The sequence below is a fragment of the Streptomyces sp. NPDC020379 genome (assembly GCF_044387105.1).
Classification (GTDB): Bacteria; Actinomycetota; Actinomycetes; order Streptomycetales; family Streptomycetaceae; genus Streptomyces.
Window position 1 is genome coordinate 76,124 of sequence record NZ_JBIRVR010000019.1, and the last position, 15,376, is coordinate 91,499.

The 15,376-nt window shown below is 73.5% G+C and carries 14 protein-coding genes and 1 pseudogene; 6 read left to right on the forward strand and 9 right to left on the reverse strand.

The features are described 5' to 3' along the window. Positions 1-74: 74 nt before the first annotated feature. On the reverse strand, positions 75-800 hold the full coding sequence (locus ACH427_RS23635; protein ID WP_398872192.1) for a polysaccharide deacetylase family protein: 726 nt from the start codon (positions 798-800) through the stop codon (positions 75-77). Positions 801-926: 126 nt separating this feature from the next. Between ACH427_RS23635 and ACH427_RS23640 the strand changes: the two genes are divergently transcribed. Beyond that, positions 927-1,328: a YchJ family protein gene (locus ACH427_RS23640; protein WP_398872194.1), complete on the forward strand. Its 402-nt coding sequence runs from the start codon at positions 927-929 to the stop codon at positions 1,326-1,328. Positions 1,329-1,353: 25 nt separating this feature from the next. On the opposite strand, the gene ACH427_RS23645 is transcribed toward ACH427_RS23640, so the two are convergent. The 8 genes from ACH427_RS23645 to ACH427_RS23680 all read right to left on the reverse strand — a co-directional run bounded on the left by ACH427_RS23645 (position 1,354) and on the right by ACH427_RS23680 (position 10,850). Beyond that, on the reverse strand, positions 1,354-2,190 hold the full coding sequence (locus tag ACH427_RS23645; protein WP_398872196.1) for an endo alpha-1,4 polygalactosaminidase: 837 nt from the start codon (positions 2,188-2,190) through the stop codon (positions 1,354-1,356). Beyond that, entirely contained in the window at positions 2,187-2,876 is a 690-nt protein-coding gene (locus ACH427_RS23650; RefSeq protein WP_398872198.1) for a spherulation-specific family 4 protein, read from the reverse strand. The genes ACH427_RS23645 and ACH427_RS23650 overlap by 4 nt, the downstream gene beginning before the upstream one ends. Further along, complete coding sequence (locus ACH427_RS23655) at positions 2,873-3,775, reverse strand: NAD-dependent epimerase/dehydratase family protein (RefSeq protein ID WP_398872200.1); 903 nt, start codon at positions 3,773-3,775, stop codon at positions 2,873-2,875. Before ACH427_RS23655 ends, ACH427_RS23650 begins: the two co-directional genes overlap by 4 nt. Before the next feature lie 9 nt (positions 3,776-3,784). Further along, positions 3,785-4,498, reverse strand: coding sequence for an NDP-sugar synthase (locus ACH427_RS23660; RefSeq protein ID WP_398872202.1), 714 nt, complete (start codon positions 4,496-4,498; stop codon positions 3,785-3,787). A gap of 53 nt (positions 4,499-4,551) precedes the next feature. Continuing rightward, positions 4,552-5,553 (reverse strand): GDP-mannose 4,6-dehydratase, encoded by a 1,002-nt coding sequence (locus ACH427_RS23665; RefSeq protein ID WP_398872204.1) that lies wholly within the window; start codon positions 5,551-5,553, stop codon positions 4,552-4,554. A gap of 78 nt (positions 5,554-5,631) precedes the next feature. Beyond that, the gene (locus ACH427_RS23670) at positions 5,632-7,089 is read right to left on the reverse strand and encodes a hypothetical protein (RefSeq protein ID WP_398872206.1); all 1,458 of its coding nucleotides are present in this window, start codon (positions 7,087-7,089) and stop codon (positions 5,632-5,634) included. Beyond that, positions 7,086-8,627: a GT4 family glycosyltransferase PelF gene (gene pelF, locus ACH427_RS23675; protein WP_398872208.1), complete on the reverse strand. Its 1,542-nt coding sequence runs from the start codon at positions 8,625-8,627 to the stop codon at positions 7,086-7,088. The genes ACH427_RS23670 and pelF overlap by 4 nt, the downstream gene beginning before the upstream one ends. Before the next feature lie 48 nt (positions 8,628-8,675). Next, positions 8,676-10,850 (reverse strand): hypothetical protein, encoded by a 2,175-nt coding sequence (locus ACH427_RS23680; RefSeq protein ID WP_398872210.1) that lies wholly within the window; start codon positions 10,848-10,850, stop codon positions 8,676-8,678. 843 nt (positions 10,851-11,693) lie between these two features. Between ACH427_RS23680 and ACH427_RS23685 the strand changes: the two genes are divergently transcribed. The 5 genes and pseudogenes from ACH427_RS23685 to ACH427_RS23705 all read left to right on the forward strand — a co-directional run. Next, positions 11,694-12,683, forward strand: a complete 990-nt coding sequence (locus ACH427_RS23685) for an NAD-dependent epimerase/dehydratase family protein (RefSeq protein ID WP_398872212.1) — start codon at positions 11,694-11,696, stop codon at positions 12,681-12,683. A 160-nt stretch (positions 12,684-12,843) separates the two neighbouring features. Further along, the gene (locus tag ACH427_RS23690) at positions 12,844-13,962 is read left to right on the forward strand and encodes an alpha/beta hydrolase (protein WP_398872214.1); all 1,119 of its coding nucleotides are present in this window, start codon (positions 12,844-12,846) and stop codon (positions 13,960-13,962) included. A 75-nt stretch (positions 13,963-14,037) separates the two neighbouring features. Next, the gene (locus ACH427_RS23695; protein WP_398872216.1) at positions 14,038-14,379 is read left to right on the forward strand and encodes a hypothetical protein; all 342 of its coding nucleotides are present in this window, start codon (positions 14,038-14,040) and stop codon (positions 14,377-14,379) included. Between the two features lie 88 nt (positions 14,380-14,467). Next, on the forward strand, positions 14,468-14,740 hold the full coding sequence (locus ACH427_RS23700) for a hypothetical protein (RefSeq protein WP_398872218.1): 273 nt from the start codon (positions 14,468-14,470) through the stop codon (positions 14,738-14,740). Between the two features lie 37 nt (positions 14,741-14,777). Next, a pseudogene (locus ACH427_RS23705) lies at positions 14,778-15,026 on the forward strand (PhzF family phenazine biosynthesis protein); the annotation flags it as partial. Positions 15,027-15,376: the final 350 nt, after the last annotated feature.

Consider the following 15,376-nt stretch of genomic DNA (forward strand, 5'->3'; position numbering starts at 1 on the left):
CGCGCCGGCGGGTGGTCATCGCGCTTCGTCCTCGGTCTCCGGCGGGCCCGGACGGCGGTCGGCCGCCGGGGCGTTCAGCAGTCCAGCGGGACGGGGATGTTCCGCGAGGTGGGTCCCGTGTCGCGGCACAGCTGATAGCCCTCGTCGCGGAGGTCGTCGATGATCCCCGGCACGGCGTCGGGGAAGTGGGTGAAGAGGTGCCCGAGAATCACTCCGCCCCGCTTGTCCGCCGCGGGTGCCTGGCGGACGCGCGCCCGGAGGGTGTCGGCGCCGGGGAAGCCGCCCGCGCTGTTGTCCCAGTCGAGCGTGTCCACGGTCCAGGTGCAGACGCGGTAGCCGAGTTCGGAGGCGATGCGGCTCTCCCGGTCCCCGTAGTTGCCGAAGGGGGGCCGCAGCAGGGTGCTGTCCAGGCCGTCGCGGATCTCGGCGCGGGCGTCGGCCTCGGAGAGGTCCGGGAGGTTCCGGTGGGAGTAGGTGTGGTTGCCGACCCAGTGGCCCTGGTCGCGCAGGGTGTCGACGATGCGCGGGTTCTGGGAGGCGAATTCGTTGATGAGGAAGAACGCGGCGCGGATGCCCCGGCCCGCCAGATAGTCCCCCACCTCCACGGCGAGGTCGGGGTCGTCGTAGGCCCAGTCGTCGAAGGACAGCAGCACCCTGCCGGAAGTGTTGCCGCAGCGCTGGTGGTCGTACGGAGCGGCCCGGTGCGGACCGGCGGTGCCGGTGGCCGGGGTGAGGGCCAGGGCCAGGGCGGCCAGGGCCGCGATCAGCGCGACGCGCTTGCTCGTGCGGTGACGGGACATCCAGGGGCTCCTCTGCAGGCCGCCGTGAGGGTCCGATCATCCCGGTGGGCGGGCCGTGCCGCCAGCAGCGAGGACGCGTGTCGGCCCGCGCGGCGCGGCGCCCCCGGCGGCGTGGACAATCGGAGGATGTCCAACACACGCACCACCGACCTCACCGCCGACTGCCCCTGCGGTCTCGGCAAGCCCTACGGCGAATGCTGCGGCGCCCTCCACCGGGGCGTCAGGACCGCGGCCACCGCCGAGGCGCTCATGAGGTCCCGTTACAGCGCGTTCGCCGTGCACGACGCCCCCTACCTGCTGCGGTCCTGGCACCCGAGCACGCGCCCGGAGAGCATCGACTTCGACCCGGAGCAGCGGTGGACCCGCCTGGAGATCCTCGGCACGACGGGCGGCACGGCGTTCCACAACGAGGGCACCGTGGAATTCCGCGCCCACTTCACCGCCCGCGGCCGCGCGGGCGACCAGCACGAGAACAGCGGCTTCGCCCGCGTCGACGGCGAGTGGGTCTACGTGGACGCGATCGCCTGACCCACCGGGGACCCCCGCGGGAACCTCAGCACGGCTGGCGCCACGCGTCCAGCGCCAGCCGTTTGCGCATGGAGCTCAGGCCGAGGCTCTTCGCCTCGTGGCAGAAGTCGCCCGGGTCCAGCTCGTACTCCACGTGGAAGACCGCCTTCCCGCTCTTGACGAACGGCGTCAGCTCGTCGCACTCCTCGTACTGCGCGCACTGCTCGTTCACGGCGAAGTCGAAGTCGGAGACCAGCCGCGGGATCTGTTCGAGGTCGTTCTTCAGGCCGATGGCCAGGCCGCGGTCGTGGGCCAGTCGCGCGAGCATGCGGTTGAAGGCGAGCTGGTCGGCGGCCGTCAGGGGGAAGCCGGTGTGGTTGCGGTAGCCCTCCGTCAGGTCCGGTTCGACCGCGTCGAAGCCCTTCTCGCGGCACATGTCGAAGCGGGCGGCCATGAGCGGGCGGAGGGTGTCGAGGCGGCGGATGTCCAGCCACTTCTCGCCCTTCCAGCCCTTGTTGCGGTCGCCGAGCAGGGTTTTCGGGAAGGCGCTCTGATCGGGCCGGAAGTCCTCCCACGCACCGGCGTTGATGTAGCAGATCACCTTGCGGCCGTGCGCGTGGAGGCGGTCCACGACCGCGGCGGAGTTCTCGAACCCGTCGATGTCGTAGACGGGGACGTCCACGCTCGTGTCGACCTTCCCGTCGAGCTGCCACTGCCAGCGGGTGCCGGGGCGGGGCTGCCAGCGGCCGGACGGCGGGCTCGCGGAGCGGCCGGCCGGGCCCGCGCCGTCGTCCGGCTCCGCCCGCGGGGAGTCGTCGGACGAGCAGCCCGCGAGGACCAGCAGCAGCACCGCCGACAGCGCTGCCCACCAGGTGCGTCTCATCGCCCCTCCCCCGCGGCCGCGGCCGTCCGGGGCACGGCCTGCCAGGGGTTGGGCCCCTCGCCCGGCACGGCGCAGTGCACCGCCGCGCCTCGCCGCTCGGCGGTGCGCGCCACCTGCTCGGCGCGCTCGGGAGGCACCCCGTGGACGAGGTGGCAGAAGCGCTCCGGCGGATGGTCGGCGGTCCAGGCCGGGACCTCCGCCCGCCGGTACGCCTCCCAGTCGCCCTCGAAAGTGACGAGCAGGTCGGCGAGTTGGGCGTAGCCGGGGTCGGGGTGCGTGCCGGGGTTGAGCACGGCGGTGCGCGCGCCCAGCGCCTTGCCGAGCAGCACCAGGCGGCGGTAGCGGGGCAGCAGCGCGGGGTGGGCCGCGGCCTGGTCGAGGAAGACCCCGTCGACCTCGTACCACCTGCGGTGGCGGCGGATGTCGGCGACGACCTCGCGGGCCAACCGGTGGCCGTAGCCGGTGTCGGCGTAGCCGAACAGCGGGACGCCCGCGGCGCGCAGGCGCGCGGCCGCGGCCGTGAAGGCGGGGTCGGGGCGGTGCCCCGGCCCGTCGGCGACGTTGAGGACCACGCCGCGCAGCGCGGGCGCGGCCGCCTCCAGCGCGGCCCACGCGCCGGGGTCGGCGGCGGGGTGGACGTACAGCGGGACGAGCAGTCGGCGTCGTGCCGCGGCCGTACCGTTCATGGGGCGGACTCCGGCGGTCGGGCGGTCCCGTCCCAGAGGTCGGTGAGGGACTCTGCCAAGGGGCGGCGCGGCAGCCAGTGCAACGCGCGCGCGGCGAGCGTGATGTCCGCCTGCTGCCAGGGTACGGCGGCGGAGCGGTGCGAGCCGTCGCCGTCCTCGTCCAGCCGGCCGCGGAAGCCCGCGGCCCGGATGAGTTCCTCGGCGAGCTCGCGGGCCGAACGGGCGGTTCCGCTGCCGATGTTGACGACGGGCGGCAGTGGCCCGGGGGCGGTGACGGCGCGGACGACGGCCTCGGCCACGTCGCGGGCGTCGACGAAGTCGCGGTGGGTGGAGAGGTCGCCGACCCGGACCCGGCCGTCGGGCCCGGCCCGGCGCAGCTCGGCGGCGAGCCGGCCGGGCAGCGAGGCGGCCGGGGCACCGGGGCCGACGGGGTTGAACACCCGCAGGACGACGGCGTCGAGGCCGGATCCGGTGACCGCGAGGGTGCCCGCCAGCTTGCTGGCGCCGTAGAGCCCCACCGGGCGGGTGATGCCGGATTCGGCCAGCGGCGTACGGGCATCGGTGGCGCCGTACTCGGCGGCGGAGCCGAGGTGGACCAGGCGCGCCCGGGGCGCCGCCGCGAGCAGTGCCTCGCAGAGGACGGCGGGGCCGCGGGCGTTGGTCGCGGTGAGGGTCACAGGGCCGCCGCCGACCGCGCCGGCGCAGTTGACGACGGCGTCGGGGGCGGCGGTCCGCAGGGCGGCGGCGAGCCGGTCCGGGTCCGCGGTGGCCAGGTCGACGGTCAGCGCGGCACCCGGCCCGCGGCCGGCGTCGAGGACCTGCGCGCCCGGGAGGGCGCGCAGGCTGCTGGCGGCGTGCCGGCCCAGGAAGCCGGTGCCGCCGAGGACGAGAATGCGCATGCGAGCCGTTCACGCTCCCTTGATCAGCAGGTCGCGGTGCCCGGAGAATTCGCGGTTGGCCCGGTCGTAGTCGTCGGGACGGCCGATGTCGAGCCAGTAGCCGTCGAAGTCGTAGGCGTGCGGCGGGGTCCCCTCCTCCAGCATGTCCAGCACCAACTCGTCGAAGCCGAGGGGCAGTCCGGGGGTGTAGCGGGCCAGCGCCGCGCGGGAGACGCCGTAGACGCCCATGGAGACGCGGTAGTCCATGCTCGGCTTCTCGGCGAAGCCGACGACGCGCCCGGCGTCGGTGGTGAGCACCCCGAAGTCGATGTTCACCTGACGGGCGTAGGTGGCGATCGTCAGCGGTGCGCCGGAGGCGACATGGGTGCGGTAGACGTCACCGAAGTCGAGGTCGGTGAGGATGTCGCCGTTCATGGCGAGGAAGTGCTCGGGCAGCCGGTCGAGCATGGTGAGCAGGGGGCCCATGGTGCCGAGGGGGCTCTCCTCGGTGGTGTAGTCGACCTTCATGCCCCATTGGGAGCCGTCGCCGACATAGGCGCGGATGATGTGGCCGAGGTGGCCGATCGCGAGGGTGCAGCTGGTGAAGCCCGCGCCGGCGAGCTGGCGCATCACGATCTCCAGGATCGCGTGCTCCTCGCCGATGGGCACCAGCGGCTTGGGGAGCGCCGTGGTGTACGGGCGCAGCCGGACGCCCTTGCCTCCGGCGAGTATGACTACGTGCATGGTTGCCGTCCTCTCTGCGTGGGTCACGTCGGGTGGTGAGCGGGCCGGCCGGGTCAGACGTTGTAGATGCCGGCCTTGTAGCGCGCGAGGTTCCGCGGGTCGCGGAAGAAGTCGACGGTCGCGGCCAGGCCCTGCTGGAGCGTGTGCGCGGGGGCCCAGCCGGTGGCGGCGCGCAGCCTGCCCGCGTCGCAGACGAGCCGCATGACCTCCGAGTTCTCCGGCCGGACGCGCTCGGGGTCGGGGCGTACGTCCAGGTCGGTGTCCATGAGCTTGCCGATCAGGGACACCAGGTCTCCGATGGAGATCTCCTCGCCGGTGCCGGAGTTGAAGGTGCGGCCGACGACGACGTCGGCGGGCGCGGTGCCGACGGCGAGGAAGGCGGCGACGGTGTCCTTGACGTAGCTGAAGTCGCGGGTGGGACGGAGGTCGCCGAGGGTGATGACGCGCTGTCCGGCGGCGACCTGGCCGATCACGGTGGGGATGACGGCGCGCATGGACTGCCGCGGCCCGAAGGTGTTGAACGGCCGCAGCGTGACCACGGGCACCCCGAAGCTGGCGTGGTAGCTGTCCGCGAGCCGGTCGCCGCCGGCCTTCGAAGCGGAGTACGGGGACTGGGTGTTGATGGGGTGGTCCTCGCTGATGGGCACGGTCTGCGCGGTGCCGTAGGTCTCGCTGGTGGAGGTGTGCACGAGGCGTGGGATGCCCAGGTGGCGTACGGCTTCGAGCACATTGAGGGTGCCGGTGACGTTGGTCTCCACATAGCTGTGCGGGGCGAGGTAGGAGTACGGGATCGCGATCAGCGCGGCCAGGTGGTAGACGGCTTCGGTGCCGGTGACGAGCCCGGTGACGGAGCCGGGGTCGCGGACGTCGCCGAGGACGACGTCGACCTGCTCCATCACTTCGCCGGGCAGCGTCTCCAGCCAGCCGTAGGAGGAGAAGGAGTTGTACTGCACCATGGCGCGGACCCGGTGGCCGGAGGCGACGAGTGCCTCGACGAGGTGCGAGCCGATGAAGCCTTCCGCGCCGGTGACGGCGACGGGTGCGGATGCGGGCATGAGAGATCTCCCTTGTGACGGGCTGTGCGCGGGACCGGCCCGTGGTGGCGCCGTGCGGTGCTGGAGGTACGCGGTGCGTCAGCGGTGCGTGGTGAGGCGTCCGAGCCGTTGGGCCGAGACGGCCAGCAGGGCGGCGGCCGCGGCCGTACAGACGAGGAGCTGGACCGTGGGGGGAGTCGAGGCCCGCAGGGCCAGCGCGGCCGATTCGGCGCCGGCCGCGCCCAGGCACAGCAGCGCCGGGACCCAGGCGACGCCGAACGCCTGCAGCAGCAGCCCGGCCCACAGGACGGTGCCGAGGGCGAGCAGTCCGGCGAGCCGTACGGCGGTGACCGGGGGGCCGTCCGGCCAGAGCGCGCCGGTGGCCAGGGCGAGGACCGTGAGGACGGCGAGGTAGACGCTCGCGCAGAAGGCGAGCACGCGGACCCCGCCGATCAGCAGTCCCCGCGGAGTGGTGGCACGGGTGAGCGCGGCCAGGGCCATGCTCCGGCAGCGGTAGAGCAGCCATTCGGCGGCTCCCATGCTGAGGGTGAGCGCGATGACGGCGGCACCGGCCGTGCGGGCGCCGGGGCTGTGGCGCAGGACGTCCCCGAGCGCGGCGAGGGTGGTGAGCACACCGCAGCCCAGGCCGAACAGCCCGTACGGCAGTGAGGCCAGCGGTGACAGCGGGGGCGGCGGGGTGCCCGGGGTGCCGGTCTCCCGGGTGCGGAGGATCTCGTGGACCGCGGCGCCGGTCACGCCGGCGACGGTGGCGAGGAGCAGGGCGATCCGCACGGGGGCGGGCAGGGGGACGGCGAGGAGCAGCGCTCCCCCGGCGGCGGTGGGCAGCAGGGTGAGCAGCAGGAGCTGTTCGCGGCCGAGGACGAGCAGGACGGTGGCCGCCGCGAGATAGACGGCCTGGCCCGCGGCGAAGGAGGTGACCCCGGCGCCGCGGGGTGCCGCCAGTGTCGCCGCGGTGGCGAGGAGGGCGCCGAGCGGCGCTCCCCACCGCAGGCAGCGCCCCGCGGCCGGACGGCCCACGGCGAGCCGGAGGTAGGCGCGGTGGGCGAAGCCCTGGTTCCACGCCCAGGCCACGAGCGCCGAGAGCACGAGTCCGACGGTGCCCTGGGGCAGTCCGTAGCCGTCCCGGGCTCCGCTCATCAGCGGTGAGCCGAGGGCGTAGCCGAAACCGGGGAGGGTGAACACCAGGGCCCTGAGCAGGAATTGGGCGGGGTGCACCCGCCAGGGGTCGGGGCGGGGGCCGGGCTCGGGGTGGCTGCGGGGGACGCGTGCGTACAGCTCCGCCGCGAGCTCGAAGGCGTCGGCCCGGCCGTAGCGTTCGGTGATCTGTTCCCCGGTCAGCCCGTCGGCCTCCAGGACCGCCGCGATCTCGTCGGGGTGCACGGCGACGGCACACACCGCGGCGAGCTCCTCGGCGAGTTCGTCGATCGGGTCCGCGGCCCACCGCGGCCGGGGTCTGGGGCGGCCGGCCACCGGGGTGCCCGCGAGCTCGTGGGCGGGCTCGGGTTCGTCGGGCACCAGGCGGAGTAACCCGCTCATCCGGCGTCACCTGCCGCCATGGCCATGACCGGGACGGGAGCGGCTTCCTCGTGAGCGGGCCGCGGCTTGTGCCAGGCGCGCTCGACGGGCGGCCGGCCGACACCGGCGAGGTCGCGGTAGATGTCGCGGAAGGCGCTGATCGTCTGGCGGAGGGTGAACTGCTCGATGACGCGGAGCCGGGCGGCCTCGCCCATGCGGGCGCGCAGCGCGTCGTCCCGCAGCAGTTTCAGTGCCGCCTTCGCCATGCTCTCGGGGTCGCGCGGCGGGACGACGAGCCCGGTGTCGCCGACGGCTTCGCGGACCCCGCCCACGTCGGTCGAGACCGTGGCCCGGCCGCAGGACATGGCCTCGATGAGGGTGAAGGGGAAGCCTTCGCTGATGCTGGAGAGCATCACCACGTTGCCCGCGGCGTAGGCGTCGCGGATGTCCTCGACCCGGCCCTCGAAGACCACGGCCTCGCCGACACCGAGCTCGGCGGCGAGCTTCTCGCAGGCGGTGCGGTAGCCCTCCCCGCCGCGCGGGGTGCCGCCGAAGAGGCGCAGCCGCGCCTCGGGGAGCTCGGCCCGGACGAGGGCGAACGCCCGGATCAGGGTCTCCAGGCCCTTGATCGGGTCGACGCGCCCGGCCCAGCTGAGGGTCGGGGTCTCCGGCTCCGGTCCGGCGGGCGGGAAGGCCGCCGGGTCGACGCCGTTGTAGACGGTGCGGATCCGGGCGGGCGGGGTGCCGCCGTGCTCCTCCCAGCGCCGGTTGTAGCGGTTGCCCGGGGTGACCAGCGCGGCGCACCGGTAGCTCTCGATCGCGAGCAGCCGGAAGAAGCCCAGCATCAGGGACTTGACCGGCCAGGTGTACGGCTCCGTACGGAAGCCGAGGTAGCGCTCCCGCAGATAGATGCCGTGTTCGGTGAGGAGGAAAGGGGTGCCGTGCCGGTGGTGGGCGACCAGGCCCGGCAGGGCGGCGAGCCCGCCGCTCACCGCGTGGGTGACGCCGCCGGGGGGCGGGTCGGCGGCGAGCGGACGGAGCGCGTGTTCCAGCAGGTCGGTGGCGGTCAGCGCGTCGTGGAGCGTGGGGCGCGCGGCGGCGGTGGCGAGTCCGGTCCTGTTCCAGACGCGGACGAGGGTGCGGGCGGCGGCCTCGCCCCGCAGGGCCGGGGCCAGGGTGCCCGCCGCCGCGTGGTCGGCCAGCCGGTAGAAGGCGCGCGGGAAGTGGTGCTCCTGCGCGGGGTCGAGGAGGGCCAGCAGGAACTGTTCGTAGCAGGTGAGGAAGGAGCGCAGGGCCCGGCCGCGCGGGGCGCGGCCGGCCGGGGCCGGGCCCCACAGCGGGTGGGTCTCGACGCCGCGGACGTGGGACGGGAGTTCCCAGGCGAGGGCCTCCCGGCCGGTGCCCGTCACCGCGATGACCCGGAAGTCGACGTCGGGCATGCCCTGCACCAACTGGTCGCACCACACGCTCACTCCGCCATGGCTGTGCGGGTAGGTCCCCTCGGTGAGCAGGGTCACCGAGGGGGTGTCGAATGCCGTTTCGGCAAGCGGTCCGTGCATGAAATTCGGTTCTCCAGAAGTGGCGCGGCCTGAGGTGACGGGGTGCGCTCAGCGGCGGGCGCCCTGTCCCGGGCCGAACGGCACGGGGCGGGCGACGCCCTGGGGGATCGACAGGCGGGCCGCCGGGTCCTGCACCCGTGCGGCGTGGGCCGTGGCGTGTGTGGCCGCGGTGGTGGCGGTGGCGGGCAGGGTGAAGGAGAGCTGGGTCTGCCCGGCGGCGGGCGTGGCCCAGCCGGAGCGCGCTCCGGCGTACGCGGTGCCGAAGGGGGTGGTGGTCGCGCCCTTGACCTGCACGGTGCCCTCGGGGAGGGTCGCGGTGACCTCCACGCCGGCCGGTGCGCCGACGGTGACCGCGGAGCCGATGCGGTAGGCGGTGGCACCGGAGGCGACCGCGGCCTTCCAGGCGGACCGCTTGCTCAGCTCCGTACCGATGTCCCGCATGCGGAGGTTGACGATCGGCGCGCTGTCGGCGTAGAGGCCCGCGTAGTCGGCGAGGGTCTTCTCCAGGGCCGCGTAGCCGATACGCTCCTCGGAGAGGTTGGACTGGTGCATGAAGTGCGGCCGCGGGTCGTTGGCGAGCACGTGGCTCAGCGCGATCCGGCTCTCCAGCGGCACGATGTAGGAGCCGAAGCCCGTCTTCACGTCCAGCGGGCTCTTCAGGCAGGTCGTCACCTTGGAGTTCTCACAGGTGCCGCTGCCGCCGTCGGCCTTCTTGGTGTAGAGCCAGTTGTACTCGTCGGTCTCCTCGGCGGCGGTGCCGGTGTTGTAGAAGATGTTCATGGGGTAGCGGGGGACGGTGAGCGCGGCGCCCACCGGGCGCTGCTGCCGCTCGCGCGAAGTGTCGCTGCCGATCCAGCGGACGCCGTTCGCGGCCAGCACGGGCGCGAGGTTGGGGTTGTCGTCGGGCTGCTGCGGAGTCGTCCGCAGGCCGGAGTGCTCGCCGGTGACGAGCTCGTCCCGGTCGAGGGTGAGCCCTTGCCGGGCGCCCCAGTTGAGGTTGTCGTTGATCTGGCTGTTGATGGTCGCCCCGCTGACCCAGCGCACCTTGCCGAAGAGATCGGTCTGGCACTTCCAGGGCACGACGGTGGTGTTCTGCTCGCAGCCCAGGAACGCGTGGGTGTAGGTGTGGTTGACCCAGCGGAAGGACTTCTGGTCCGCGACGAGCTGGTTCAGCAGCGGGTCGGGGGCCCCGCCGTGGTCCGCCTTGTACTCCTCGCTGCCGACGCCGTTGTAGAGCAGATCGAGCGGGAGTCCATGGCTCTGCGACCACTGCTTGGCGTACTGCGCGTCGGCGGCCGTCATCCGCAGCGCGGGGTGGTCGGGGGTGGGGTTGCCGGGGCAGTCGACGTCACCGGGGGTGCACTTGAGCTTGGTGTCCCAGCGGTCGTCGGAGGCGAAGACGTCGTCGACGTGCACGGCGAAGTAGTTCCGGGAGGCGCCGAGATGGACACCCTGGGTCAGCCACTCCACCATGCCGCGGGAGACGAGCCGGAACTGCTGCTGGTACTGGTTGTAGACGAAGGTGACGACCAGCTCGCTGCGGCCGTCGTGGGTGTACTGGCCGATGAGCGAACCGCGCCCCGTGCCGCCGGGTATGGGGGCGTCGAGATAGCTGGTGTAGGTGGCGCCGTCGGCCTGCTTGGCCAGCGGGGCCGAGAGATAGCCCCAACTCTCGTTGACACCGGGGTCGTTGTCCTCAAAGGGAACGTTTTTCCTGAGGTAGCCGAACGGTCCGGTGACCCCGCTCGCCGTCACCTGCGCGGTGGCGCCGTCCAGGGTGCCGCTGTAGCCGGCGTCCTGCGGGGTGTTGAGGCCCACGGCCGGGCGGGCATACGTATAGGCGTCCACCTGACGTATGCCGAAGCGCTTCTCGTACGACGCCAGCGCCGCCATCTCCGGCGAATTGGCCCCGAAGGGATTGTCGTTGGGCAGCACGACGCCCTGGAACTTGGCCCTGGGTCTGCCGTCGACGGTGTCGCTGAGGAACGCGTCGTCGATCCGGGGCCGCCCGGCGTCGTCGAGCGCCACGCTCGTGTACGGCGTTCCCGCGTCGTCCAGTTCGGCGCGTATCGCCTCGGTGGCGGGACCGCCGTCGTCGACGACGAGCACCCGCAGATCGATCCTCGGAGTGGTGTCCGCGGCATACGCTCCCGTCACGGGAACGGCCACGGCCAGCAGGGCGCCCGCAGCCCAGGCTGCGGCAAGACGGGTCGAACGACCCATGATTTTCTCCCCCCAGAACGGCCTCGCGCACCCGGTGCGCGGCCGTCCGGTACGACGTGTGCGCGCAGGGCCGGACCCGGCACCACGGCACATCGATTGAGTCCCCGGAAACGGCCCCTGCGCGGTCGCGCCTCCCCACCCGACCGCCCGCTTCTCCTGCGCCCGGCGCGGACGCTGTGTCCGCCGCCGATGCCGTACGGCCGGAGCCGGTGCCGTACGACGGTGTCCACGGGCGGCGGGCACGGCGGCGCCCGGCCCTCGAGAGGCACCGATGCCTCTCGACCGCCCAGCCATATAGTGCGCCATGGCCGAACGTCCCGCTGGCGCACTGCCGAGTAGCCCAGGCGCATGTGCCCGGCCGCTGTCCGGAATTGGACGCACCTCCGCGGACCCCCCGCCGGAGGGGCCGCCCCCGGATCCGGCGGCCATCTCCGCGATGACCTGTGCCGACATTGGTACACACCGCCGCGGCGCCCGCCCTCTTCGCACGGTGCCACAGAGATGCCCCGGGGAATGAGACGCCCTGAGATCGGCCTGATCACTCCTGTCCGGCTTGCCCGTTACACCCGCCGATTGCCGGATACATCACCCGAACGGCGCTCGCCGCCGACGCGCCTTCCAAGATCGACCCCAACTCCGGGAGGCAACCGGAAGCCGCGCCGCCCCCTCTAAGTAAGGTTGCCCTCAAATCCTTGGGGGAGGGATCAACTCCACTCGATCGGCGGCTGGTTGAATGATTACCGGCATATGACGGAAGGCGGCCTCCGGCCGTCTGCCCGCGGCAGATCCGCTCACGGCTGACGACGCTTCCGTCAACGCCCTTGAGCAGGCAGGGTTTCCCTCATGAGACTACTGATTCTGGGCGGAACGGAATTCGTGGGCCACGCCGTCACCGAGGCGGCCCTGGCCCGCGGCTGGGAGGTGACCGTCTTTCACCGCGGGCGGCACGCGGCACCGGCCGGCGTGAGGGCGCTGCACGGCGACCGCACGGCACCGGACGGCCTGGCGGCCCTGGGCACGGGCGAGTGGGACGCGGTCGTCGACACCTGGTCGGCGGCGCCGACGGCCGTGCGCGACGCGGCGCGGGCGCTGGCGGGCCGGGCCGGGCGCTACGCCTACGTCTCGACCGGCTCCGTCTACACCTACCCCTCGCCGGACGGGCACGACGAGAGCCACCCCGTGGTCGACGGCTCGCCGGACGCCGGCGCGGTGGACTACGCGCAGGACAAGCGCGGCGGGGAGCTCGCGGCGACGGCGGCCTTCGGCGACGACGCGTCACTGCTGGTGCGCGCCGGGCTGATCCTCGGCCCCCGCGAGAACATCGGCCGGCTGCCCTGGTGGCTGAACCGGATCGCCCGCGGCGGGCCGGTCCTGGCGCCCGGGCCGCGCGACCTCCCCCTGCAGTTCATCGACGTGCGCGACCTCGCCACCTGGACGCTGGACGCCGTCACGGAGGGGCTCTCCGGCCCGTACAACCTGATCGCCCCGCCGGGACACACCACGACGGGCGCCCTGCTGGAGGCGTGCGTGCGCGCCACGGGCTCGGACGCCGAGCTGCGCTGGACCGGCCCCGAGGCGATTCTCGCGGCGGGCGTCCAGCCGTGGACGGACCTTCCGGTGTGGGTGCCGCGCGGCGAGCTGTACGACACGCTGCACCGGGGGTCGGCGGCGAAGGCCCTGGCCGCGGGGCTGCGGTGCCGGCCCGCCGAAGAGACGGTGGCCGACACCTGGGCGTGGCTGCGGACGCTGGACTGCGTGGCGCCGCGGCGCCCGGACCGCCCGGCACCCGGGCTGGACCCGGAGCTGGAGGCGAAGGTCCTGGGCACCGGCTGACCTCACGCGTTGCCGGGCGGGCCGGGCCCCGGCCCGCCCGGCGCCGGAATCGCCGGGCTTTCCCCACCGGCATAAGATGACATCGGCCGTCGCACGGTAAACCCGTACCGGCCGTATCCCGTCTCTCCTGGGGAACCTCCCTCCACGAGGAGTGACCACCGTGGGCCTCACGTCCCAGACGTTCCTCACCGTCCTCACGCTCATCGCCCTCGCGGTGAGCGTGCTCGTGCTCTGGCTGTGGCCGCGCGCGGCGGGGAAGGGGCTCCTGCCCCTGGCCGCCCGGATCGGACTGCTGGCCGTCACCCAGGCCGGCATCCTGGCGGTGCTCCTCGTCGCCGCGAACAACACCTTCGGCTTCTACTCCACTTGGAACGAGCTCCTCGGCCGCGCCTCCAGCCGCCAGTCCCTCCAGCCGGGCCCGGAGGGCGGCGAGCGGGTGCGCGCCCTCACCGTCAAGGGGCAGGAGTCGGTGGGCCTGAAGGGCACCCGGGAGAAGGCGGGCCAGGTGGACCGCGTCGAGATCCGCGGCCCGGTCAGCGGGCTGAGCATGGACGGCTACGCCTATCTGCCGCCGCAGTATTTCCAGAAGGAGCACGCGAGCGAGAAGTTCCCCGTGGTCGTGGCGATCACGGGCCAGCCAGGGGTCTCCAAGAACCTCATCACCCAGCTCAAGATCCCGCAGGTGGCGTCCTCCGCCATCATGGCGAAGGAGATCCGGCCCACCATCTATCTCCTCGTGCGGCCCTCGGTCGTCGCCGACCGCGACACCAACTGCACGGACGTGCCGGGCGGCCCGCAGGCGCTGACGTTCTTCGGCCAGGACCTCCCGCTGGCGGTCTCCGAGCAGTACCGCGCCTCGGACGCCGTGGGCTCCTGGGGCGCCGTGGGCAACTCCACCGGCGGCTACTGCGCGCTGAAGCTCGCCATGACCGACCCCGCGCGGTACGGGGCGGCAGCGGGGCTGTCCGCGGACTACTTCGCCCGGCAGGACGGCAAGACCGGCGACCTCTACGCCGGCAGCAAGGCGTACAGGAACGAGAACGACCTGACCTGGCGCCTCGAGCACATGCCCCCGCCGCCCGTGTCCCTGCTGGTGTCGACGAGCAAGACCGGCGAGGAGAACTACGAGCCGACCCTGAAGTTCGCGGCCGCCGCCAAGCCCCCGGCCCGCGTCACCAAACTCGTCCGTGACGAGGGCGGACACAACTTCCAGACGTGGCGCGAGGAGTACCCGGTCGTGCTGCGCTGGCTGGACAAGGAGCTCGCCGCCAGGAAGTAGCCCTCCTGCGAGATCCGGAAAAATCACCCGAACGCAGGAATGCGCGCAAAGTAATGGCAATCTTACGCTAAGTCCATGCCTGGTTGGGGTCTCGCTCTGCCGCAGTCGGCGCTCCGCGCCGCGGCCGCCGTGCTGATCTCCTTGCTGCTGGTCCTCGCGGGCGGCGGCGTCCAGGCCATGGCGTACGGCGACGACCGCGAAGAGGGCACCTCCTCCTCGGAGTTCGCCCCGTCCGACGAGTGCGTCACCTCCGTACCGCTGCTCCCCGGGAGCGCCGTGCGCGAGGGGCGGCGCGTGCCCCTGCCCACCGGCCCGGCCACCCCGGTCGCCCGGCTTCCTCTCCCCCTGCTCGTCTCCCGCGCCGACGCCGCTCCAGCGCGCGCCGCCCGCGCGGGTCACACCGTCCTGCGCTGCTGAGGGCGAGGCGCGCCCCACTGCCCGGGGCCGCCCACCACGCCCGGCACATCCAGCAGGTACGAGAGCAGAGAGACCGGAAAGAGACGTCATGCCCCTCGACCCCGCGCGTGCCATGGGCGCCTATCTGCGCGCCCAGGTCTACCGCGACCACGCCTCCGGGCCACCACCCACCGCCGTCGTCGAAGAGGAACCGGCCGGCCTTCCGGAGGGCTCCCCCGCGGCCGCGGAGCCGGAGACTCCGCCCGCCTCGCCACCGGAACGAGCCCTCCGGGCCAGCGCTCGCCCGCCCGGGAGACTCACGCGGATGCTGCTGTTCCTGCGTCAGGGACCCGCGGCCGCCCCGGACACCCGGCAGCCCTGACCCGGACGGCGCGCCGCGCCTGATGTTGAATGCCCACATGATCGACATCCAGGTGCTCCACGTCTTCACCGGACCGGACGCCGAGGGCGGCAACGCCCTCGGCGTCGTCCACGACGGCACGGCCGTGCGCGGTGACACGGCCAGGCAGGAACTCGCCGCCGAACTCGGCTACAGCGAGACCGTGTTCATCGACGACGCCGGCCGAGGCGTCGTCGACATCTGGACGCCCAGCGTCCGGCTACCCTTCGCCGGCCACCCGCTGGTCGGCGTGGGGTGGCTGCTGGGTACGGAGGTGCTGCGGCCGCCCGCGGGCGAGGTCCGCGTGCACGGGGACGGCGAGTTCACCTGGGTGCGCGGCCGCGCCGCGTGGGCGGCCGGACGGCTCACCGAGCAGTACGCCTCACCGGCCGAGGTCGAGGCGCTGCCCGCGCCTCCCGAGGGCGAGGGCTGGCTGTACGCCTGGGCCTGGCAGGACGAGCGCGCCGGCCGGGTGCGCGCCCGCGGCTTCCCCCGCCGCGGCGACGGCATCGCCGAGGACGAGGCGACGGGCGCGGCCGCGCTGACGCTCACCGACCGGCTGGGCCGTGCCCTCGACATCCGTCAGGGCGCGGCCTCGCAGATCCTCACCCGCCCGCG

Coding starts and splice junctions, on each gene's coding strand:
- ACH427_RS23635 (WP_398872192.1), bottom strand. CDS start 800: ATGTCCCGTCACCGCACGAGCAAGCGCGTCGCGCTGATCGCGGCCCTG.
- ACH427_RS23640 (WP_398872194.1), top strand. CDS start 927: ATGTCCAACACACGCACCACCGACCTCACCGCCGACTGCCCCTGCGGT.
- ACH427_RS23645 (WP_398872196.1), bottom strand. CDS start 2,190: ATGAGACGCACCTGGTGGGCAGCGCTGTCGGCGGTGCTGCTGCTGGTC.
- ACH427_RS23650 (WP_398872198.1), bottom strand. CDS start 2,876: ATGAACGGTACGGCCGCGGCACGACGCCGACTGCTCGTCCCGCTGTAC.
- ACH427_RS23655 (WP_398872200.1), bottom strand. CDS start 3,775: ATGCGCATTCTCGTCCTCGGCGGCACCGGCTTCCTGGGCCGGCACGCC.
- ACH427_RS23660 (WP_398872202.1), bottom strand. CDS start 4,498: ATGCACGTAGTCATACTCGCCGGAGGCAAGGGCGTCCGGCTGCGCCCG.
- ACH427_RS23665 (WP_398872204.1), bottom strand. CDS start 5,553: ATGCCCGCATCCGCACCCGTCGCCGTCACCGGCGCGGAAGGCTTCATC.
- ACH427_RS23670 (WP_398872206.1), bottom strand. CDS start 7,089: ATGAGCGGGTTACTCCGCCTGGTGCCCGACGAACCCGAGCCCGCCCAC.
- pelF (WP_398872208.1), bottom strand. CDS start 8,627: ATGCACGGACCGCTTGCCGAAACGGCATTCGACACCCCCTCGGTGACC.
- ACH427_RS23680 (WP_398872210.1), bottom strand. CDS start 10,850: ATGGGTCGTTCGACCCGTCTTGCCGCAGCCTGGGCTGCGGGCGCCCTG.
- ACH427_RS23685 (WP_398872212.1), top strand. CDS start 11,694: ATGAGACTACTGATTCTGGGCGGAACGGAATTCGTGGGCCACGCCGTC.
- ACH427_RS23695 (WP_398872216.1), top strand. CDS start 14,038: ATGCCTGGTTGGGGTCTCGCTCTGCCGCAGTCGGCGCTCCGCGCCGCG.
- ACH427_RS23700 (WP_398872218.1), top strand. CDS start 14,468: ATGCCCCTCGACCCCGCGCGTGCCATGGGCGCCTATCTGCGCGCCCAG.